The 21498-nt window shown below is 70.1% G+C and carries 16 protein-coding genes; 4 read left to right on the top strand and 12 right to left on the bottom strand.

Annotation, left to right across the window (positions count from 1 at the left end; all coding sequences use genetic code 11):
- Nucleotides 1-71: 71 nt before the first annotated feature.
- From O7553_RS13690 to O7553_RS13650, 9 genes are all read right to left on the bottom strand, one after another.
- Entirely contained in the window at nt 72-1271 is a 1200-nt protein-coding gene (locus O7553_RS13690; RefSeq protein WP_281555168.1) for an endonuclease/exonuclease/phosphatase family protein, read from the bottom strand.
- Nucleotides 1268-2269: a glycosyltransferase family 2 protein gene (locus O7553_RS13685; protein ID WP_281555167.1), complete on the bottom strand. Its 1002-nt coding sequence runs from the start codon at nt 2267-2269 to the stop codon at nt 1268-1270. The genes O7553_RS13690 and O7553_RS13685 overlap by 4 nt, the downstream gene beginning before the upstream one ends.
- Nucleotides 2262-3164 carry a UbiA prenyltransferase family protein gene (locus O7553_RS13680; protein WP_281555166.1) on the bottom strand — a complete coding sequence of 301 codons (903 nt, stop codon included), beginning with the start codon at nt 3162-3164 and terminating at the stop codon, nt 2262-2264. Before O7553_RS13680 ends, O7553_RS13685 begins: the two co-directional genes overlap by 8 nt.
- Nucleotides 3133-4167, bottom strand: coding sequence for an NAD-dependent epimerase/dehydratase family protein (locus tag O7553_RS13675; protein ID WP_281555165.1), 1035 nt, complete (start codon nt 4165-4167; stop codon nt 3133-3135). The genes O7553_RS13680 and O7553_RS13675 overlap by 32 nt, the downstream gene beginning before the upstream one ends.
- Nucleotides 4161-5471 carry an aminotransferase class III-fold pyridoxal phosphate-dependent enzyme gene (locus O7553_RS13670; RefSeq protein WP_281555599.1) on the bottom strand — a complete coding sequence of 437 codons (1311 nt, stop codon included), beginning with the start codon at nt 5469-5471 and terminating at the stop codon, nt 4161-4163. The genes O7553_RS13675 and O7553_RS13670 overlap by 7 nt, the downstream gene beginning before the upstream one ends.
- Before the next feature lie 76 nt (nt 5472-5547).
- A complete protein-coding gene (locus O7553_RS13665; RefSeq protein ID WP_281555164.1) occupies nt 5548-7395 on the bottom strand; it encodes a glycosyltransferase in 1848 nt (615 codons plus the stop codon).
- A gap of 135 nt (nt 7396-7530) precedes the next feature.
- The gene (locus tag O7553_RS13660; protein ID WP_281555163.1) at nt 7531-9522 is read right to left on the bottom strand and encodes an AfsR/SARP family transcriptional regulator; all 1992 of its coding nucleotides are present in this window, start codon (nt 9520-9522) and stop codon (nt 7531-7533) included.
- Nucleotides 9523-10203: 681 nt separating this feature from the next.
- On the bottom strand, nt 10204-11628 hold the full coding sequence (locus tag O7553_RS13655; protein WP_281555162.1) for an IS1380 family transposase: 1425 nt from the start codon (nt 11626-11628) through the stop codon (nt 10204-10206).
- 205 nt (nt 11629-11833) lie between these two features.
- Nucleotides 11834-14314, bottom strand: a complete 2481-nt coding sequence (locus tag O7553_RS13650; RefSeq protein WP_281555161.1) for a tetratricopeptide repeat protein — start codon at nt 14312-14314, stop codon at nt 11834-11836.
- Between the two features lie 644 nt (nt 14315-14958).
- Between O7553_RS13650 and O7553_RS13645 the strand changes: the two genes are divergently transcribed.
- A complete protein-coding gene (locus O7553_RS13645) occupies nt 14959-15801 on the top strand; it encodes a Gfo/Idh/MocA family oxidoreductase (protein WP_281555160.1) in 843 nt (280 codons plus the stop codon).
- A gap of 561 nt (nt 15802-16362) precedes the next feature.
- Here the strand turns inward: O7553_RS13645 and O7553_RS13640 are convergent.
- Nucleotides 16363-16569, bottom strand: a complete 207-nt coding sequence (locus tag O7553_RS13640) for a hypothetical protein (RefSeq protein WP_281555159.1) — start codon at nt 16567-16569, stop codon at nt 16363-16365.
- Nucleotides 16570-16874: 305 nt separating this feature from the next.
- On the opposite strand from O7553_RS13640, the gene O7553_RS13635 reads away from it, so the two are divergent.
- Together O7553_RS13635 and O7553_RS13630 are read left to right on the top strand one after the other, a co-directional pair.
- Nucleotides 16875-18200, top strand: a complete 1326-nt coding sequence (locus tag O7553_RS13635; protein WP_281555158.1) for a transposase — start codon at nt 16875-16877, stop codon at nt 18198-18200.
- Between the two features lie 622 nt (nt 18201-18822).
- A complete protein-coding gene (locus tag O7553_RS13630) occupies nt 18823-19557 on the top strand; it encodes a DUF981 family protein (RefSeq protein WP_281555157.1) in 735 nt (244 codons plus the stop codon).
- Between the two features lie 456 nt (nt 19558-20013).
- Here O7553_RS13630 and O7553_RS13625 read toward each other — a convergent pair whose 3' ends face one another.
- Together O7553_RS13625 and O7553_RS13620 are read right to left on the bottom strand one after the other, a co-directional pair.
- The gene (locus tag O7553_RS13625) at nt 20014-20511 is read right to left on the bottom strand and encodes an MFS transporter (protein ID WP_281555156.1); all 498 of its coding nucleotides are present in this window, start codon (nt 20509-20511) and stop codon (nt 20014-20016) included.
- 125 nt (nt 20512-20636) lie between these two features.
- Complete coding sequence (locus O7553_RS13620) at nt 20637-20771, bottom strand: hypothetical protein (protein ID WP_281555155.1); 135 nt, start codon at nt 20769-20771, stop codon at nt 20637-20639.
- Nucleotides 20772-20880: 109 nt separating this feature from the next.
- Between O7553_RS13620 and O7553_RS13615 the strand changes: the two genes are divergently transcribed.
- Nucleotides 20881-21429 (top strand): TIGR03769 domain-containing protein, encoded by a 549-nt coding sequence (locus O7553_RS13615; RefSeq protein ID WP_281555154.1) that lies wholly within the window; start codon nt 20881-20883, stop codon nt 21427-21429.
- The last annotated feature ends 69 nt before the right edge of the window (nt 21430-21498 follow it).

Here is a 21498-nt window from a genome sequence, read left to right as displayed (position 1 = left end):
CCGCCCGTCAGAGTATGGGACGCCATCGATCTGATCAACATCTACTTTCCCTAGAAAGCCGGCACGAGGCGTCAGCCCACCGAGAACCACAGATGCTGCGGCCGATGGTCGGACAGGTACTCCGCAGACGCCAGTTCGTACCGGTGCACCCTGACCGGACCTGCGGTGAACGTCCAGTCGATCCGCCAGAACGGCAGCGGCAGGCCGGCGAGGGGACTGTCCCACTGGAAGGTCATCGGGGCGTTGAACCGCCAGCTCATCGGCAGCAGGTGACGGCTCGCCGTGGTCGCGTCCTCGGCCACCGCCCGCAACGGGTCGAGCGTCCCCATGGACGAGGTGGCGTTGAAGTCGCCGGAGATGATCGACGGGTTCGGGTTGGCCTGCAGATCGTCGACGAGACCCTGCACCTCAGCCTGCCGCCAGTCGAACTTGCGGCGGAAGTACGCGTCCGGGTCGACCTGGGGCCGCAGGATGCTCAGGTCGATGGCGGTGGGCACGGTGACGTGCACGTTGTAGACCGAAACGGTGCTGTCCCCCACGCGCAGGTCGGTGCGCAGCACTTTGTCCCGGCTGAACACCTGGTTGAACGGTGCGTCCGGAGACAGCTGCGTGGCCGGGCCGAAGACCGGCGTGGCCACGACCGGGAACCGGGAGATGGTGACGAGTTCGCTGCGGTGCACGATGTGGTAGCCGGGGAACTCCGCCTGCAATCTGGCGTCGTCCCGGATCGGGTGGTAGCCGACCTCGCCGGTGCCCGGCACCCAGATCACATGCTCCTGTAGCAGGTACACGTCGGCGTCGAGCCGTTTCAGGAATCTGAGCTGCGCCTGCGGATCCTCGTTGCTCATGCCCCAGTAGTTGGTGTTCCAGCTCACCACGTGCACCGCGCTGGCCGGGACGGGCCGGTCGCCGGGCCGCAGCGCGTGCAGGTTGACGCCGGTCTGGTCGATGCCGGGCAGCAGGCCGGCCAGGGCCAGGGCGGCGGCCCACCGCCGACGCGGACCGCACGCGGCGGCGCTGAGTCCGAGCAGCAGCAGTGGCACGGCGATGAGGAACACCGGCGGCACCGCGTCGAGCAGGATCGACCAGTGCCATCTGCCGGTGGCGGCCCGGCGCACGACGTTGTAGCCCAGCCACAGCACCGCCGCCGCGATCAGCAGCCAGCCGTACCAACACCGCAGGGCCCGGGCCACGCGCTGCCACCGAGGCGCGGTCCGGTCGGTTAGCGGCGGCACCGGTGCGGGGGACCCGGCGATGTCATCGATCGTCACGGCGTGGTCCTTTCGTACATGTGACGGAACTGTCGGCTGGTGAGCCAGGTGAGGACGCCGACGGCGAGTCCACCGGCGACGGTGGCGTTGACCAGCAGGTGCACCGCGGTGAAGAAGACCAGGAAGGGCCAGCCCCGCTCGTGGCGGACGAACGCGTACTGGCCGGCGTCGACGGCGACGAACGCGGCCAGCAGCAGCGCGGTGCCGACCAGCACCGGCGGGTGGACCACCGCCGCCGGCAGGCTGAGCATGGTGAGCAGTGCCAGCACCGAGGCGGCGGCCCGGCCACCGGTCTCCATCCCCTGCATCGCCCGGCCGCGATGCAGATAGAACGGCACCCGCAGCCGGGCGCGGCGAATCGCCTTGCGCAGCAGGGGTATCAGGTGGCTCTCGTCGGAGAGCCGACCGCTGACGCGGGCGGTGAGCAGCATCGGGTACCGCTGGGACAGCCGCTCCGCGTGGTCGATCTCCTCGGTCTGCCGCAGCGCCGGGTTGAACCCGCCGGCGGCGTCGAACGCCGCGCGGGTTACCGCGCCGAGCGCGTAGAAGCCGCCGCTGACCTCGCCCTGCGCGCTGACCCGCCAGTAGTGGTACTGGAGGATGCGGTACTGCCCGACCGGTCCCTCGGGGAACAGCGGCACCTTGTCCGGTACGCCGAAGACCGCGCCGTACCCTCGTGGGCCGCACAGCAGCGCGACCGCGTTCTCGATCGCGTCCGGGTACATGACCATGTCCGCGTCGATGAAGAAGACGATGTCGCCCTTGGCGTGCCGGACACCGAGGTTGCGGGTGGCGCCGGGTCCACCGTTGCGCTCGGCCCGCACGAGGGTGCAGGCGTGCCGGGCGGCACGTACGGCGCTGTCGTCGGTGCTGGCGTCGTCGACCACGATGACCTCGTGCGCCGGGTAGGTCTGGGTCGACACCGACGCCAGGCACAGGTCGATGGTCCGGCTGTCGTTGTACATCGGTACGACGACCGACACCTTCGGCTCATCCATGCAACTGACTCCCTTCCAGCAGCAGCAGCCACAGCGCGGCGTTGACCAGCAGCACCCGGTCGCGCAGCAGCACCGAGACGGGGTTGCCGCCACCCGAGTCGACGAACACGACCTGCAGGTAGCGGAAGAGGGCGAACAGCGCGCACGGGACGGTCAGCAGCCCGGTGGCGCTGACCGTGGCGGCGTACGCCAGGTAGGTGACGAGGGTGGCGGCGGCGGTCAGCACCAGCAGCGCGTCGACCAGGTGCTGGTTGTAGCCGGCCAGCGCCGGCCGGTGGGCCGATTCGTCGGCGAGCAGTTCGTGGCGGCGTTTGCCGAGGACGAGCAGCAGACATACCGACAGCACGCACAGCACGAGCCAGCCGGGCGGACGCGCCCCGACGGTCGTGTAGCCCTGCACCAGCCGCAGCACGAACCCGGTGGCGACGACGAACAGGTCCACCAGCGGTACGTGCTTGAGGCCGAAGCTGTACGCGAGGTTCAGTGGCAGGTAAACCAGCAGCGGCCACCAGGCGGTCAGCGCGTCGCCGACGATCACCGCGAGGGCGGCCAGCAGCAGTACCCCGAGCAGCGCCGCCGTCCGGGGGGTGACCCGTCCAGCCGCGATCGGGCGGTGGCGTTTGGTCAGGCTGGCCCGGTCCTGCTCGCGGTCGGCGATGTCGTTGAGCACGTAGACGGTCGAGGCGGCGAGGACGAACGCGCCGACCGCGACGGCGAGCCGGCCGGCGGACCGCCAGTCCATCAACGCGGGGTCCAGCAGCGCGAGCAGCACCACCAGGTTCTTCGGCCACTGTCCGGGTCGCAGCAGGACGATCAGGTCGCGGGCGAGGCCGGGGCGCGGACGGTCGGAAGAAGACCTTCGGTCAGAAGAAGACCTTGGCGGCGGCGAGAGCACCCTGTCTCCAGGGATCGCGGCTGGTACGTCCGGTGTTCTGGGCAGCATCACGGGGCTCCTTGCGCTGGTCACGCCACCAGGCGTAGGTGTCGAGGATGGCGTCCTGGTTGGACATACGGGGGGTGAATCCGAGCCGGTCCCGGGCCTTGTCGATGCAGACGAACGAGTCGGCGGTGAGCTTGTGCAGCAGGCGCCCGTACACCGGGGACAGCCGCAGCCGTTCGAGCGTGCCGAGCAGCGCGAGCGCCGGGCGGCTCGGCACCGACACCACCCGTCCGCCGTGCCCGGCGGCGTCCAGCACGGCCTGGAAGTCCTCGCGCAGGGTGCCGAAGGAGGCCGCGCCGAGGTTGTACGTGTCGTTGGCCACCGGGTCGGGCGCGTCCAGCACGGTGGTCACCGCGTCGACGAGGTCGGACAGGGCGAGCATCTGGATGCGCACGTCGCCACGGCCGATCACCGGGAAGTTGCGGCCTTCCTCGGCCCACTCGAACAGCATGGAGAACAGCCCCATCCGGCCGGGGCCGAGGAACGTCTTGGGCCGCACGATCGGCAGGCAGGCGCCGTCGGCGCGCAGCCGTTCGGCGTACTCCTCCGCGGCGGACTTCGCGGCGCTGTACGGGTCGACCGGCTCCCGGGGGTGTTCCTCCGTCGTGGGTACGGTCCGGGGCAGGCCGTAGACGGCGGTGGACGAGATGTGCACCACCCGGGCCACCCCGGCCCGGACCGCAGCCGTCAGCACGGTCCGCGCGCCGTCGACGATGATCGACCGGATCTCGGCGACCGGGTAGCTGGGCAGCGCCGACGCGCAGTGCACGACGGCGTCGGCGCCCGCCACCGCCCGGGACATCGCGGCCGGATCCCTTACGTCGCCGGTCACCGCGACGTCGACGCCGGGGCGCAGATCGATGCCGCGGACGTGGTGGCCGTCGGCGCGCAGCCGGGCGGCGAGGTGGGAGCCGAGCATGCCGGCGGCTCCGGTGACGACGACCGTCCGGCTCACCACAGCGTGCTCACCTTCTCCCGGACGAACCGGGTGACCAGCCGCCCGAGCCCATGGGCGAGAGTGCGGTCCAGGCTGTCCACGGCGCGTTCGACGTCCGCGGGCACGGTCACCAGACTCGGCGCGATGATCAACGGGTTGCGCCCGTTGAGGGTGTAGTAGGCGAACACGTCGTGGTCGTGATAGAGCGCGTTGATCACGGCGCAGGTGACCAGCTTCGTCCTGAATCGTGGGTCCTTGGCCATGCCGCCGGGTGCCAGCTTGGCCACGAGGTCGAGGATCCGTGGGCCGCCGTCGATGAAGACCCCCCACAGCGCACCGGCGCCGGCCACCTGGCTGACGATGTCCGGGTACTGCTTGGCGATCCGCGCCAGGCCGGGACGCAGGACCCGTTCCAGGTCGCGGGCCAGGGCCGGGTAGTCGTCGGCGACCGCGACGTTGACCGCTTCCAACGCGGTGGCGCATTCCTCGCCGAAGCCGTAGTAGGTGGTGCTGGTGCTCTGCAGCAACGCGTCGCCGAGGTTGTCGTAGGCCCTGCGGTACAGCGGTTCCCGGGCCACGAACGCGGAGATCGACGACTTGCCGCCACCGAACGACTTCGACGTGGTCAGCACGTCGGGGATCAGCCCCTCGTGGCGCATGAAGTAGAAGAGGCTGCCGGTCTTGCCCCAGCCGGTGTAGATCTCGTCGAAGACCAGGACGATGTCCTGCTCGGTGCAGAGTTCGCGTAGGCCGTAGAGGAACTCGGCCGAGCACCAGCGGATCGTCGACGCGCTGAACGGTTCGATGAGGATGGCGTAGACGTCGCCCCGGTGGCGGGTGACGGCGGCGCGCACCGACTCCAGATCGCCGTAGGTGAAGGTGTCGATACCGGGGATGGTGGGGAAGGCGTACTGGCTTTGCCCGGTCAGGCCACCCGAGCCCAGCAGCTTGCCGTGGAAGCTGATGTCGGCGCGCAGCACCGTCGCGCGGCGCCCGTCGTGGTACTTGTACGCGAGCTTGACCGCACCCTCCACCGCCTCGGCGCCGGAGTTCGGCAGGAACGACATGTTCAGGTCGCCGGGGAGCACCTGGGCGAGGTTGTGGGACAGCGCCGCCAGGTACGGGGAGAAGTAGGTCTTGTGCACCTCCATCCGGTGCCGGTCGGTGTACCGTCGTCGGGCGGCCAGGATCCGCGGGTGGTTGTGGCCGTGGTTGAGCACGCCGACCCCGCCGGTGACGTCGAGGATTCGGCGGCCGTCCCGTTGGTAGAGGTAGGCGCCCTCGGCGCGGTCGACCAGTTCTCGGCCGAACCCGAACGAGGTCATCAGCGACACCTGGGACTTGTTCACGTGCCGTCGGTACAGGTCGTGGACCTCGCCGGCGTCGAGCCGTTCGGCGTCGTCAAGGGTGAACAGCGTGGACATGCGACTCTCCTCGGTGCAGGAAACGGGCCAGGCCGAGTACGGCGAGGGAGGTACCGATCTCGACGACGACGCAGATCAGCCGGCTGGCGAGGGCGACCGTGCCGGCCACCCCCCAGGGCAGGACGGTGGCCAGAGCGGCGGCGAGCGCGAACTCGCGTACCCCCCAGCCGTCAGGTGCGACGATTGACAGGCTGCCGGCCACGGTGGCCAGTGCGAACGCGCCGACAGCGACCGCTGCCGAACGGTCGGCCGGCGCGCCGAGCGCCACCGCCAGCGCCCACAGGTGCAGGCCGGAGACCAGCCAGGACAGCAGTGCCAGCGCCAGCGCGGCGCGGACCGCCGCCGGCCGAAGCGGGGTGACCGGGCGTCGGACGAGCCGGGCGACCAGGGCGACGGGCCGGTCGAGCAGCGCCGGGCGGACCAGCAGGGCGACGAATCCGACGAGGGGCAGCAGGATCCAGGGCCCCGGCGCGGCGAGCAGTCCCACCCCGGCCCCGGCGAGGATGGTGAGCCCGATACTGACCAGGTAGGCGGTGATCATGCGTTCGGCAGGTGCCCCGGCCTGCCGGCCCAGGTCCACGTGGGTGACCACGCCCCAGACCCGTCCGGGCAAGTACTTGCCGAGTTGGCCGAGGAAGAAGATCCGGGCCGCCGGGAGGCCGCGGACTGGGACCAGGACCCGCCACGCCACCATGCCGATCAGCAACCCGGCCAGGTTCGCGGCGGTCGCCGCCAGCAGCAGCGGCAGGCCGGCCGGGCGACTCAGCGCAACCAGTGGTGTGGTGCCAGCGGCGCGTACCGTGAAGCCGAGCGCGACCACGGCGGCGACCAGCACCACCGGGGTGAGCCAGCGCGTCGGCCGGGTGCCGAGCAGCAGCCGTACGCAGCCCAGCGCCGCCCCGGCGACCAGCGCGACGTGCAGCAGCAGGTGCACCCCGAGGAAGAACGGCAGGAAACGGCGACCACGGTGGTGGGCGACGAACCGCAGCAGCCCGAGGTCGCAGACCGCGAAGACGGCGACCAGCAGCGCCGAACCGAGGGCGAAGGCCGAATGGATCACGGCCATCGGGAGCATGCCCAGCGCCCCCGCCACGGCGAGGATTCCGGTGGGGCGGTTCGCGGTCACGCTGGCGCGGCCCTTACGGCGGGCGGCCAGTACGGTCCGGGCGAGCAGTTGGGACCGGCGGAACTGCTCGGCCAGCAGCGGACCGAGCCGGGCGACCTCGTCGTGCCGGGCGACGACGCGCTCGCTGAGCACGATCCGGGTACGCGGGGCGAGTCGGTCGCTGTACTCCAGGTCCTCGGAGTCACGTAGTTGCTCGTCGAACGGCCCGACCTCGTCGAATATCGAGCGGCGGATCGCCGCCTGGGCGAAGAAGGCGGTCCGGACCGGGCCGGCGTGCCGCCGTAGCCACCAGTACGCGTGCAGCGTGCGGTACCACTCGACCGGTCCGTCGTCGACGAGCGGCTCCGGTGCGATCACCCCGTGCACGCAGCCGACGTCCGGATCGTCGCGCAGGATCGCCACCGCGTTGGCGATGGCGTCGGGCTCCAGCGCCTCGTCGGAGTCGAGGAAGAACAGCACGTCGCCGGAGGCGAGGGCGGCTCCGGTGTTGCGGGCGGCGGAGACGCCCCGGTTGTCGGGGTGGACGACGGTCCGGCACGGGAACCGCGCGGCGATATCCCGCGAGCCGTCCGTGCTGTGGTCGTCGACGACGATGACCTCGTGCGGCGGGTACGTCTGCCCGTACACCGAGCGCAGGCAGGCGTCGAGGGTCCTGGCGTAGTTGTAGTTGGGGATGACTACGGAGACGGTGAGGGCCATGCGATCAGCGAAACAGTCGCCGACTTCGATGGAATATCGCTTCGCTGTCCCGCCCGGCGGACCCGGTGGCTGGCCGATATCTCAGCGAAAGCGGTCGATGTCCGATCGATAGTCGCCGGATACCGGGTCCGGCGGCTACCTGGTGGCGGTACGCGGCGAACCGGAGGCGTCGTCACCGGCCGGACCCTGCCAGCCGAGCCGGGCCGCCTGGTGCACCGCGGCCATCAGGGTGGGCAGTTCGGCGGTCAGCCAGCTGACCGGATCGGCACGCAGCCGGTCCACCGCCGCGTCGGTCACCATCGGCGAGGGCACCACGCCGGCGCCGTCCGTCGGTCGGCTCGCCGTACCGGTCAGGTACAGGCAGGTGGCCCAGACCCGGCGCAGCGACTGCTCCCGTACCACCGCGGTGTCCTCGACCTCGGCGCGTTCAGCGGCGAACACGCGGACCAGCGCCGGCAACCGGTACAGCGGTTGGCCACCACCCGGCACGCGCTCCGCGTCCACCAGCTGCGCGTCGGTCAACTGTTCGAGCAGGTCCTCGGCGATGGTCGGTTCGGCGTCCAGCAGAGCCGCCGCGACCCAGGCCGGGAGCTGGGCGCAGTCCAGCAGCGCGAGCCGGCGCAGCAGCCGTCGGGTGCCGTCGGGCAGGGCCCGGTAGCTACCCGCCAGGCTCGCCCGCACACTGAGCGGCCCGTGCTCCAGCTCGTCGAGCCACCGCGTGTCGTCGCGCATCCGCGCCACGAGCTGGCCGATGCCCCAGTGCTCCCGCGCGGTCAGCCGGGCACCGGCGATCCGCAGGGCGAGAGGCAGCCCGCCACAGAAGGTGACGAGAGCGTCCGCCGCGTCCGCCTCGGTGTCCACCCGCTGGTGACCGATGATCCTGCCGAGCAGCCGCAGCCCGTCGGCGGGACTGAGCGGCCGGGGCCGGACACGGTGCGCGCCGGGCAGGCCAACCAGGGCGGACCGGCTGGTGACGAGCACACCACAGGTGCCGCTCCCGGGCAGCAGCGGCTGGACCTGCGACTCGTCGGTGACGCCGTCGAGCACGACGAGGATCCGCTGACCCGCGAGTCGGCTCCGGTACAGGTGGGTCTGCTCGTCGATCTCCACTGGTATGTCGGCCCGGTCGACGCCGAGCGCCCGAAGGAAGCGCCGCAGCACCTGCTCCGTGCTGCCCTGCGTCGCGTCGAGCGACGCGTAGAGCTGTCCGTCCGGGTAGTCGGGGAGCATCCGGTGTGCCACGTGCAGGGCCAGGGCGGATTTGCCGATGCCGGCGCGGCCGGTGACGGAGACCACCGGCACTGCCCTTCCGTCGGCCCGGCCCGGGGCCAGGGCGTTGCAGGCGGCGGCGATCTCGGCTTCGCGGCCGATGAAGTCGGCCGTGTCGGACGGCAACTGGCACGGCGTGGGGCGCGGTGCGGCCGGCCGGTACCCCCGCCAGCCAGTGGCGTGGTGTGTGGACAGCTCCAGTTGGGTATCGCCGCGGAGAATTCCCTGTTCGAGCCGGCGTAGCTCGTCGCCCGGTTCGATGCCGAGCATGTCGATGAACGCGGTCCGCGCGGCGTGGTAAGTGTCCAGCGCCTCTGCCTGCCGGCCCGAGCGGTACAACGCCAGCATCAGAAGTGCGTACAGCCGCTCGCGTAGCCGGCCGCGTTCGATGAGCCAGATCAGCTCACCGATCACCTCCTCGTGGCGGCCCAGGGCCAGATCGAGTCGGATCCGCTCCTCGATCGCGGCGGTTCGCGACTCCTCGAGCCGTTTACGGCCTGCTGCGATGACCCGTCCCGGCAGGCCGGCCAGGGCGGGACCGCTCCACAGCGCCAGAGCCGCGCGCAGCCGTTCGGCGGCTGCGGCCAGATTGCCGAGGGCCATGATGGAGCGTGCCTCGGCGATGAGCCGGTTGAACACGTCGACGTCGAGTTGACCGTCGCGGACCCGGAGAAGATATCCGCAGCGGTGGGTCTCGAAAGGGCTGGCCAGGTCGCGGCCGGCGAAGGTCCGGCGCAGGGTCGACAGACAGATCTGCACCTGGCCGCGTGCGGTCGACGGTGGGCTCTCCTCCCACACCGCGTCGATGAGCCGTTCCACCGTTACGACACGGTTGGCCTCCAGCGCCAGTATCGCCATGATCACCTGACTGCGGCGTCCCGGTACGCGAAACCGCTGCCCCTGGTGGCCGACGCGAAGGGGCCCCAGTATCTCTACACGCACGCTGTTACCTCCGGTAGTCACTCCGGTTCGTCTGCGGTGTCGTCGACCCGTCGTTTCCTGAGGCTGAATCGTGGTTACCGCCTCTTCTTGTGGTCGTCAAAACCGTCGTCGAGCGGAAATTGCAGCAATAATCCAAGATCCCGAAGATTCACGAAAGTCTATCATTAGTAACCGCATGCTTCCATAGCGCGACTGTGTTCGAAGAGGCGGCACCGGGTACTGTGCCGAATGGTGCTGTGGCATTAGTTCTGGAGATATCCACAGCCAATCATCGATAAATGATCTTTTCTGACTGACGGTCGTCACGGTGTGGTGCCGGTTACCAGCGGCGGTCATCCTGGTGTGTCCGATGGCGTCGGGCCGCAGGTGCATCCTGATTCATCTCCGGCAGCACGCTCGGCCGGTGGTGCCGCCCGTTCCTCGACCTGGGCCGGGGGTAGCCTCGATTCGTCAGAGGGGTTTGGTCCCTGCCTGACCGTTTCGGCTTGACTGTTTTGTCCTCTTGTGGGTGTACGGGCCGGCCGCGTCTCGCTGCGGGCGCGCCGGGTCTCCGGTCCCGGGGCTTGCCTTTCTGCTGGTAGGGGCAGGTTGGGTGGGTCAGGTGGTCAGCGGCAGGTGCAGGCGTTGCCAGCAGATCAGGAACGCGTCGGCCCAGGGCCAGGTGTCGGGGATGGACAGTGTTCGGCGGCGGGCGTGGGTGGTGAGTTTCGCGGGTAGGTGCAGTAGCCGGTAGCGCAGGGTGTCGGGTTCGGCGTGGGCGAGATCGGGTTGGTCGTGCAGGCCGAGTAGCCGGGTCCAGGCGGCCAGGTCGGCGGCGATGTTCGCGGCGAGGATCCAGCCGCGGTTGACGGTCCAGGACTTGCTGGGCAAGTTCCGCAGGCCCATGGCCTTGTTCGTTCGTACCTGGTCTTCCACGCCGGCGTGGGAGCGGTGCGGGGCGTCGAGCCACTGCGGGTGGTGCGAGCCGGGCACGCCGCCGATCCGACCGATGTTGGTGGCCACGATCGCGTACCGCCAGCCGGTCTTCTTCTCCAGGTCGGTGAGTTTCTTGGCGTGCCGGGCGGCCGGGCGGGTGCGCCGCGCGAGCAGCCGCAGCCCGGCGGGCCAGCCGCCGAGGCGGGTGTTGAGGCCGGTCAGTTCGGCGACCTGCGCGGTGTCGGTGGCGGTCCCGTCCTGACGCAGGCTGCTGTCCCAGGCCCGCTCGGGCAGGGCGGCGATCGCGATCTCGTCGGCGTCGGTGATTGTCCATCCGACGGTGAAGCGCACCGTGCGCCACAGCCGGTTCATCTGCTCCAGGTGGTGTAGCAGGTCGTGGGTGGCTCCAGCGCCGTCGACCCGCACGAGGATCCTGCGCCGGTACTTCACGGGGAGTTGAACGATCGCCTCACCGAGGACCCGGATATGGTCGGTGATGGTGTTCGATCCGGCGTTACCCGGGCGCAGCAACATGGCCAGGCTCTCGCCGGTGTTCGCGCACCATGCCCCCAACGGGTGGAACCCGAACCCGCGCTTGAACGTCGCGGCCGCGCCCTGCTTGTCGCTGTGGGCGGTGATCAAAGTGGCGTCCAGGTCGATGACCACCCACCCCGACAGCAGTTTGCCCGCCACGGCAAGCCAGGGGAAACCCTGCGGCCGACCGGCGAGCAGATCCCAGACCCGGGCCCGGACCTTCGCCCGTGCCTTGGCGACGCGGCGCAGCCCGGCCTCGTCCAGCCCCGCCAGGGCGCGACGCACAGTGGCCTGCGACGGCGGCTCGGCGAACACCAGAGACTGATGCGCCAGCAGCCCGATGTCGGACATGCTCGTCGCGCCGAGCACGATCGCGACCGCCAGGCAGACCAGGACCGTGCCCCGATCCCACCAGCCCGGCCCCTTCCCCCGCGGCAGCACCTTGTTCAACCCACCGGTCAACCCGGTCCGGTCCGCACACCGGCGCAGCAGGACCGCACCCGCGTGACCGACCAAACCCTTCCCACCCGAGGCCACGACCAGCCGTTGATCCCAACCGTTACTCTTACTCACCGGAAAGGTGCACCCGCTTCTGCTCTGGACTTGATCTAGACAATCACATCCTCGCAGGTCAGGTGCACCTTTCCTTCATCACCCTCGATCAACCAATTCCCCTCTGAACGGGGGAGGGTAGTCGGGGGTGGGCCGGGGGCGGCGGTGACCGCCGCAGCACCCGGCTGGTGAGTCTCAGCAGGGTCGACCGAGCGCGGCGAGTCGGTCAGGACGACTCGGCCCTGGACGCCCGACCCGTGACGCGAGTTCGTCGCAGGCGCTGCTGGATGAAGTCGTCGAGCGTCGATGCCGCAGGGTGATTGTGCAGAGCGTAGAGTCTCCGAGCCTCGGTGGCGTAGCGCCACGCTGCCGTCCGACGGTGGCACGTCACGCAGATTCCCGCCAGGCCGTGGTAGGCCTCGGCGAGCGCGATGTCGTCAGGGCAGCCGGCCGCCGCCACCGCCGCCCGCTCGTATGCCCGCCGCGCGGCCAGACGCCGACCCTGTCGCAGGAGCGTCTCCGCCAGGGCGTTGAGAATCAACGCGCAACTGCCTGGATCCCCCAACTCCTGAGCGAGATCGAGCGCCTGCTCGTACCGGTCCCGAGCCGACCCGAGCTGGTCCAGGTCCCGCAAGGAGTCCGCATGCTCCCAGAACGCACCGACAAGCATGGTCCGGTCTCCCAGCCAGCTCAGCATGTCGATCGCACGCGTGTGGTGCCCGGTCGCCTCATCGGCCTGTCGCTCCACCGCGGCGACCCGGCCCAGCCCTGAGTGTGCTGCCGCCTCGGCCTGCTCGTCGCGGTGTCGAACGGCCAGATCGAGGGCCTTCCGGTAGGCGTCGGCTGCCGCAGCGCGCTTCTGCTGATCGTGCAGGACAGTGCCGATGCCGTACCAGATCCTTCCCTGCAGCGGCTCGTCACCTGCCGCCACTGCCAGGTCGAGTGCCTCACGGTAGCCCGCCATGGCCCGCGCCCGCTCGCCCTGCCAGAAGGCGGCCAGGCCGAGCAGCAGCAGCACACTCGCCTGGCCGCGGCTGTCGTTCGCCCTGCGCGCGGCGGCCAACGCCCGTTGCCCGTACTCACGCGTAGGGCCGTACCGACTTCGTCGAAGCTCGACGGCCGCCAGGTCGTGCAACGCGGCACCGAACGCCGCCGGATCGTCGAGGCGTGTCGCGGCCCGTACCGCGGCCTCGTGAACGGCGGTCGATGTTGGCAGCATGCCGATGGTGTCCAGGTGTCGGCTGAGAGTCCTGGCCAGGTCGACAGCGTGCCGGGGTAGGTGGCGTTCAGCGGTGGTGACCACGCGCACCAGCACCGGTATCTCTCGTTGAAGCCAGGCCCGGGCGGTCTCGGGTCCGAGCAGTTCAGGGATCTCGGCGGCGGACGAGGCAACCGCAGGCAGCGCGGTGCGTAGTGACGGGTATGACACGCCGATGGCGACCGAGGTGCTCGCGAGGTAGTGGTCGAACAGCCGGCGGCGTGCCTCGTCCACCGAATTCTCCTGGCCGGCGAGGTCCAGTGCGTACTGGCGGAGCAGGTCGTGCAGGGCGAAGCGCCCGTCGCCCCGTGGCTCGACCAGATTCGCCCGTGCGAGCTCGGTCAACAGGCGCCGCGACTCGCCCAGCGTGGTGGACGTCAGCGCCGCCACCGCGTACGCGTCGAAGTCGGGCCCGGGATGCACACCGATCATCCGCAACGCGCGTCGCTCGGCCTCGCCCGGGAGCCTGCGGTACGACCAGGAGAAGACCGTTCGGATCGCCCCGTACGAGTCCCCGGTAGGGCTCAGTGCGGTCATCGCCGTAGTCTCGACGAGTTCCTGCGCAAGCTGTGCCAAGGGCTCGGCTGGATTCTCCGCCAGCCGCTGCGCGGCGATGCGCAGGGCGAGCGGGAGCCCGGAGCAGCCGTCGGCCACCGCGCGAAGAGCAGCCGGCTCGGCCTCGGCTCGCGTGCCGACCAGTTTGCTCAGCAGGGCCAGTGAGTCCGTGTCCGGCATCCGGGACAGACTGATCCGGGTGACGTCGGTGGTGGCCGACAGGCCGGCGAGAGTGTCCCGGCTGGTGATCAGGACCATGGACGGCCCGGTGCCGGGAAGCAGCGGACGGACCTGGTCCGCCGAGGCCGCGTTGTCGAGCACGACGAGTATCCGACGGCCGGCGACCAGACTGCGGTACAGCGCGGTGCGTTCGTCGAGACCCTCCGGAATCGACGGGCCGGCGACACCGAGACCGGAGAGGAAGACTGCCAGGGCGTCGCGTGGCGGTACGGCCTGATCGGGGTGGTAACCCTGCAGGTTCACGTGCAGTTGTCCGTGGGGGAAATGCACGCGGCTCCGATGAGCCCAGTGCATGGCCAGCGCGGTCTTACCCACTCCTGCGGTCCCGGAGATCAGTACCACGGTGGGCGCCGTGGTGGATCGACGTAGCTGCCCGGCGAGCCGCGCGACCTCGGCGGCCCGGCCGGTGAAGTACCGCGTGGCCGCCTCGAGTTGCGCGGGGACCGGGGTGGTGGCCAGGTTCGTGCCCCGGTCCCGTTGGCGCAGTGCCCCGGTCACGGTCGCCGTGGCGGTGATGACCGCCAACAGCAGGCTCAGCACGGACGCTACCTGATCACTCTGCCCGAGACCGATGCGCAGGAACAGCCATGCCAGGACGCCCTCGACACCGACCACCAGGATCAGAACTGCGACGATCAGCAGTCGCCACTTCATTGACCAATGGTATCGACTGATGTAGTCATCTGCGTCTGGCGAGTCATTCAGATTGATGTCGCAGGGATAAACAGCGTAGGTCGGCGTCGCGACATGGGGCAGGTGTCGTGAATCTTCCAGCATCATTGGTGATGATCGTCGGTTTTACTGGTTCCTGCTCGCCGACCGCCAGCGGATCAGGTCATCGCGGGCGAGGGCTGACAGACGGTGGCCGGGTACGGTTGTCGATGATCGGAAGCTGTGGGCGTCTGCTGGCGGCAGCGGAGGCCCGCAGGCGACGGACCGGGGGAGAGAGCGGGCGTGGCGCTGTGGAGAGCCCTTGTCGTCCCAGGCGGTTGGGAAGGGCACCGGCCGGTCGAGGCGACGGGATTGTTCATCCCGCTCCTCGAACGCAGCGGATACGCGGTACGGGTCGAGGAGTCGACGCAGATCTACGCCGACGCCGCCGAACTGGCCGGCACCGACCTCATCGTGCAGCCGACCTGGACGCGGCCCGCGCCGTCGCTGCCGCCGCCGCGATTCCGGTGCCGAGGCGGTGAGCGTCGAGCGGCTACTCCATCACCCCCACGTGACGACGGTACTCAACCTCACGGTCCCGGCGGCGCACGCCGAGATCTCCGGCGCGGCGATCGACGCCGGCCGGAATGTACGTCGAGAAGCCGCTCACCGTCACGTTCCCGCAGGGACGGTCGATCATCGAGCGGGCGGCGTCGGCCGGCGTCCGCGTCGGTTGCGCGCCGGACACCGTCCTGGGCACCGGTACGCAGACCGCCCGAGCGGCGATCGACGGTGGACTGATCGGGCGCCCGCTCTGTGCGTCGGCCATCATGGTCACCCCAGGACACGGGCGCTGGCACCCTGACCCCGACTTCTGCTACGCCCCGGGTGGCGGCCCGCTGCTGGACTTGGGGCCGTACTACCTTGCGGCGCTGGTCCACCTGCTCGGGCCGGTCCGTGCGGTGATCGGGTCGGCCAGCCAGCTGCGTGACGTCCGGGTCATCGGTGCGGGCCCCCGCGTCGGGCAGCGGATCCCGGTCGAGGTGCCGACCCACGTGACCGGTGTGCTGGAACATGCGGGCGGTGCCCTGACGACTCTCACGACCAGCTTCGACGGTGTCGCGACGACAGCCGCGCCGATCGAGGTGCAGGGGGAGAAGGGCACCCTCGCCGTACCCGACCCGAACACCTTCGACGGCGAGGTTCGCCTTTCGCGCTCGACGGCCCCGGCTGGCGTTCCCTTGATCCGCGGGCCGGCTATGTCGCCGCCTCCCGGGGGCGGCCTGATCGACCTGGTCCGGTCCGACGAGACGCGTCCGCCACGGGCCAGCGGTGAGATGGCGCTGCACGTACTCGACATCATGACCGCTCTGCTCCGGTCGACGGCAGAGGGCCGGCGGGTTGAGCTGACGACGGTGGTCGAACGCCCCACACCCGTCCCGTTGACCCCGGCCGAGAAGTGGCTGTCAGCTCTCGCACCCGGGCGCTGAACCGAAGATGTCGACCTCAGTCGACACTCCGACAGGGAGACGCGGTTGGACGCGCGCACAGCTGGCACGCTGGCGCTCGTGCTCGCCGGCGTGCTGGCTACGGCTGCGGTGGGGCGCTGGCTGGCGGGGAGGCTCAAGCAGCCGGAGATTGTCCTTGAGATCACCTGCTGCCTGCTGCTGGGCGCAGTGCTGGTGTCACAGGTGGGCTGGGGCGCGCCGGAGACCGTAGGGCGGGAGGCGCTCGAGTTTCTGGGGCACTTCGGCCTCGCCCTGTTCCTGGTGAGCGCCGCCCATGGCATTCGGCAGGGTGGCGAACGGCTCTCTGGTCGAGCCGTGGCCTGGTTGTCGGCGGGGTCCTCCCTGCCGGCCATGCTGTCCGGCGTACTGCTCGCGGCGTGGGTGCTGACGGTGGGCGGCGCCGACCTGCGGGGCGAGGCGTCGCCCACGGCGTTGACACTGATGCTGGCTGTCTCGCTGGCGGTCACGGCGGTCCCGGTGCTCGCCGGCATCCTGCGGGACCGGCGGATGGAGAACACCGAGATCGGACGGCTCGCCATGACTTCAGCCGTCGCCATCGACGCGGTCACCTGGGTGTTGCTGGCCGTCGCTATCGGTCTCGCCACCGGACAACATGGTGTCGTCAAAGCGGTCGCCATACTGCTCTGCGGTGCCAGCGGTGCTGGCGGTCCGGTGGACCACCCGGACCAAGGCACTCGAAACGCTGGCGAGCCGGTACCCGTACGTGGCAATGATCTTGATCGCTGTCACCGCCTATGCCGCCTCGCAGACCACCAGGCGGCTCGGTCTCACCGAGATCTTCGGGGCTGTCCTGGTGGGCTTCGCCCTTCCGGGCGGCGGGGCCTGGGCGGGGGTGAGCCACCAACTGGGCCGGCTCGGCCGCCTGCTGCTCCCAGTCATCGGATTCCTTCCGTGGATACTCCGGCGTTGCGGCCGGGGAGGAATCGGAACTCCTGCGGAGCAGGGCAGGGAAAGCCGATCCGCCGCCGGGGCGGATTGGTGTCCACCCCACACGCGACCCCACGGCTCACGACCGAATCGCCAGATTGTGGACTGTGTCCAGGACCGTGAAGCGGGCGTTCAGGTACCGCTTCCACCCCACCCCCGGGCAGGCCGCCGAGCTCGCCCGGACGTTCGGCTGTGTCCGGCTGGTCTACAACAAGGCGCTGGCCGCCCGCACCGAGGTGTGGACCCTGCGTCGGGAACGGGTCACCTACAACGCCACGTCGGCGATGCTCACCGGGTGGAAGAAGACCGACGAACTGGCGTTCCTCAACGACGTCTCCTGCGTCCCTCTGCAGCAGGCGTTGCGGCACCTGCAGACCGCGTTCGCCAACTTCTTCGCCAAACGGGCCCGGTACCCGACGTTCAAGTCGAGGAAGAGGTCGCGGCGGTCGGCGGAGTACACCGCCAGCGCGTTCCGCTGGCGCGACGGCCGGCTCACCCTCGCGAAGATGACCGAACCGTTGGACATCGTCTGGTCCCGACCGCTCCCGCAGGGCGCGGCGCCGTCGACGGTGACCGTGTCGCAGGACCCGGCGGGCCGCTGGTTCGTCTCCCTGCTCTGCGACGACCGGATCGACCCGGCCCCGGCCACCACCGCCGCTGTGGTGGGGGTCGACGCCGGCCTCGACAGCCTGTTCACTCTCTCCACCGGGGAGAAGATCCCCAACCCGAGACATGAACGCCGTGACCGGCGGCGGCTGGCCCGCGCCCAGCGGAACCTCGCACGCAAGGCCAAAGGCTCGGCGAACCGGGCCAAGGCCCGGCTGTCGGTGGCCCGGGTTCATGCCCGGATCGCCGACCGCCGCCGCGACCACCTGCACAAGTTGACCACCCGGCTCGTTCGTGAAACCCAAACGATCGGGATCGAGGACCTGACCGTCCGCACCATGATGGCCAACCACCGTCTGGCCCGCGCCGTCTCCGACGCGGCCTGGCGGCAGTTCCGCAGCATGCTGGGGTACAGAGCGGACTGGTACTGCCGGGATCTGGTGGTCGTGGACCGCTGGTTCCCGTCGACCCGACTGTGCTCGGGCTGTGGTGTACTGGCTGAACACCTGCCGTTGGCGGTCCGGTCGTGGACCTGCCGGTGCGGGCAGGCCCACGACCGGGACGTGAACGCGGCCCGGAACATTCTCGCGGAGGGGCTCTCCGTGATTGCCTGTGGAGGCGGTGTGAGACCTCACCGGGAGTCCTCCTCTCGGACGGGGCGGTCGTCGGTGAAGCAGGAACCCCCTGGGGCGACCCAGGGAATCCCCGTTCCTTCAGGGCGGGGAGGATTGTCAAGTTCACCCTTACCGGAACGGCGCTGGCGGCCGGCGTGCCGAACCTTGTCTCCTGGGAGGCGATCGCCGTCGCGGTGGCGGGCGTCGCAGTAGCGGCTAGAAGCGTGGAGTCGGTAGTGACCGTCGCTCGATGTCACATGGCGGTCTCACTGCCGTCTGGTGAGTGCTGTGCTGATAGGACAGCATGCTCCGGCCTCGGCGGACCGGTGGTCGGTCGGTAGGTGGTCCATGGCGCGGCGATGCGTCCAAGGTCGTCGGCGTCGCCCGTTTCGAAGTCGAGTCGCCGGCAGGTCACCTGGCGTTCCAGCAAGCGTCACTGTGGATGATCAAGTCGGCCTAGCCAGAGCCCTGGCGTAAGCAGGGTGATACTACGTAAAGTGGCTATGTGGTTACAGCCCGGCTGACCATTGGTTGGATGCGACGCGGACCCGCGACCACTGTGGTCACGGATGGATCGCCACGCGGATCCGCTCCAGCCGGTGCCACCTGGGCCAGATTCCCGAACTCGATGAGCGACTCCCGGACCGCGACACGCCGACTGCCGGCGACCGCCGCGCGGGCAGCAGGGAATCGCTCGCCGTCGCGGTCGCGCAAGACCGGGCGGATCCGACCGTGCAGTGCCGCTGCCCAGGCGGCGGCCGCGGTCATGGTGACGGGCGGATGCCGACGAGGCACCGATCCCAGGCAAGGGTCGACACCACATGAGGGAGGGCACGTGATTCTCTACAACACGTCCATGGGAGTGGTCGCCGGGCTGGCATTGATCCTGGTGTCGCTTCTGCTTCGGCGGGCGGCCGCAGCCGCCCTGCCGGCTTTCCGCAACCCGGATCCCGATCCAGCGCAGGACCGGCCGGTGGCGGTGGCACCGGCCGGTGGCACCTTCGACCCGCGGCTGTGGGCGGTGGTGCTCGGCGCGCTCGGCCTGGTCCTCGCGCCGCTGGGCGCGCTGATGGCGACCACCTGGCCGTTGACCGTCAACCCGCCGCTCAACTTCATCTTCGGCGAGCCGTGCCTGATCCTGGGCGTCTTGCTGCTCGCCGCTGCGGTCTACCTCTGGCACCTGCGTGGCGACCTCGCCGGTCTGCAACAGGTGGACCTCACCCCGGTCGCCGTGGTCGTCATCGGACTCGGCGGCGTCCTGATTGCCTGTGCCGCCGCCATCGCACGGTTCGAGATCGTGGGCGGCGCGCCGGCCGCCGAACCCATCACCGGGCTGCTCAACGGCTATCCACTTGTGGAGAACACCTTCTTCGTGCTGCTCTACCTGGCTGCCGGCCTCGGTGCCATCCTGGCGCCGCTGAGCCGCCTGCGTCCGGGCTGGCTGCTCACCGCCGCGCGGTGGCTCTGGTTTGGCAGCGGGCTGGTCTTCGCCCTGTTCAGCATTTTGAACTACTACACCCACGCCGGCCTGGATATCAACCTCCGTCTCGGCACGGAGTACCGAATCTGATCAGCCTGCGCCCGGCCTGACCACGAAACGAATCCGCCGCGACCCGTGAGACGCCGGCATCAGCCCGGCGTCTCACCACGAGCAGATGGCAACCAACAGCCGCTGCGTCCAGCGTGCCGGCCAGGGAGAAGCCTCCGATCAGGTACTGTCGTACCGGTTCGGCCGAATCGCGGTCCGGCAACTTCACTACTGCGCGTGTCCGGGGCAAGGCTGTTGGGTAGCAGTCGATCGGCGGCCCGTGCCCGTAGTGCCGGCTGGCCGTACCTGAGCGAGTCGATGATCGACAACGATATACGGACGGTGGTACACGCCAGGGCGCTGGTTCCTAGCCCGACGCCGTGGACCGGCACCTGATTCGATGGGCCCAGAGCAGGCTCCGCCGACCGTTCAGGACAACATGACCTTCGGTCAACCGAGGTGAGGGTGTCGACTCTGGTCCGGCCGTCGTGGACGGACCTATGATTGTGGCCGTATCGTGTCGACGAGAGGATCGAGAGCAGGAACCCGACGAGCAGTACCCAGCGTATCCGTGGGTCCCATGGCCGCAGCCGGGCCGGGCCGGGCCGGGCCGCTGGCGGGCGGCGGCCCGGTCGTGACTGATGGCGGCACCAACACGAACATGAGCAGCAGGGCGGTCAGCACTGCGGCAGGCGCGGCCCACACCGGGCCGAGCAGTCCGGCGAACGCGACCACAGCCCCGATCGCCGGCCCGAGTACGATCGCCAGCCCCTGGGCGGCACCCAGCTTGCCGACCGCGCCGGTGCGCTCCTGCGCGGTGGAGCCGGCGACGACGATGGCGAGCGCGGCGACCGGCACCGCGGCCAGCCCTGCCCCGAACAGCAGCCCGCGGGTCACCAGCATGAGCATGAAGGTGAGGCTCGGGTCGAGGTCACCAGTCAGGGCCAGGGTGGCGACGGCACCGAAGGCGGTCAGACCAGCCAGGGCGACGGTCAACCCGTCACCAGGACGGCACGTGGCCCGAACGTGCTGCAGCGGCGTGCCCACCAGGGTGCGGCCAGCACCAGCACCGCGGCGGCGGCGCCGATGGTCAGGCCGAGCTAGGTCTCGGTGAGCCCGGTCTAGCGGGCGAACGGTGCCAGTGCCGGCAGCAGCACCTGCTGGGCACAGAACGCGACCAGGACGGCCAGCAGCAGCACCCCGGTACCGGCCTTGCCGGTGCCGGTCGGCTGGCCGGTTGAGGTGTGACTCGTCATCGCCGTACTCCTTCGGCGGTCATTCGACGCGGTCACCGGGCCGAATGACCAGCCCGCCCCCGGCGACGTCGTTCTATGGGAGGGGTACCCCCAGCGGGGCGGTTTCGGTATGGAACGCATCGATCTGCCGATGTTCAGCACGAAACTCGGCCTACCAGCGGCGCGGTGGGTCCCGCTGCACACCCACGCCCACTTCAACTGGTCGATCACCCGGCCCGGCGTCTACTGCGTCGCGATGACCATCGAAGCGCAAACCGGGGACGGGCGGCGCGTCTCCGACGCGGAGCAGCTCACCCTCGCGGTCGGGGACGGCACCGACGCGTCCACTGTCACACCGTGCGGACGGACACAGGACTACCCCGAGCGCGCCGCCGCTGCGCCAGCACCGGACCCGGTGTCGGCGCCGTTCGTGCTCGGCGCGGCCGCGTCCTCCCTGGTGAGCACGATCTCCGACGGAGATCTGGATACCCAGCTCTCGGTCCTCGACCCGACGCTGGCCGCGCCTGGCGCACCCCACGACCCGGAAAGCGTGATCTTCCACCGCCCGGCGGCGTTGTTCCGGGCCGGCACCGGCAACGTGCCCGGCTTCGACACCGGCGTGTACGGCAACTCCATGCAGGTGATCCACTGGGACGCCACCGGGATCCGGCCCGAGTAACTCCACGGCGACCTGCGATGGTCGCTGCACTCGGTGGCCGGACCGGGTGACGTGGCGTTGTTCCATGGC

Source organism: Solwaraspora sp. WMMA2059, assembly GCF_027497315.1.
Classification (GTDB): Bacteria; Actinomycetota; Actinomycetes; order Mycobacteriales; family Micromonosporaceae; genus Micromonospora_E.
Note: the sequence above shows the minus strand (reverse complement) of the source record. Positions and strands in the feature narration are given on the sequence as shown.

Excerpts from the sequence above, each read along its gene's own strand:
- O7553_RS13685 (WP_281555167.1), bottom strand. The coding sequence starts at position 2,269 with ATGGATGAGCCGAAGGTGTCGGTCGTCGTACCGATGTACAACGACAGC.
- O7553_RS13670 (WP_281555599.1), bottom strand. The coding sequence starts at position 5,471 with ATGACCTCGTTCGGGTTCGGCCGAGAACTGGTCGACCGCGCCGAGGGC.
- O7553_RS13665 (WP_281555164.1), bottom strand. The coding sequence starts at position 7,395 with ATGGCCCTCACCGTCTCCGTAGTCATCCCCAACTACAACTACGCCAGG.
- O7553_RS13660 (WP_281555163.1), bottom strand. The coding sequence starts at position 9,522 with ATGGCGATACTGGCGCTGGAGGCCAACCGTGTCGTAACGGTGGAACGG.
- O7553_RS13650 (WP_281555161.1), bottom strand. The coding sequence starts at position 14,314 with ATGAAGTGGCGACTGCTGATCGTCGCAGTTCTGATCCTGGTGGTCGGT.
- O7553_RS13645 (WP_281555160.1), top strand. The coding sequence starts at position 14,959 with ATGTACGTCGAGAAGCCGCTCACCGTCACGTTCCCGCAGGGACGGTCG.
- O7553_RS13620 (WP_281555155.1), bottom strand. The coding sequence starts at position 20,771 with ATGACGAGTCACACCTCAACCGGCCAGCCGACCGGCACCGGCAAGGCC.
- O7553_RS13615 (WP_281555154.1), top strand. The coding sequence starts at position 20,881 with ATGGAACGCATCGATCTGCCGATGTTCAGCACGAAACTCGGCCTACCA.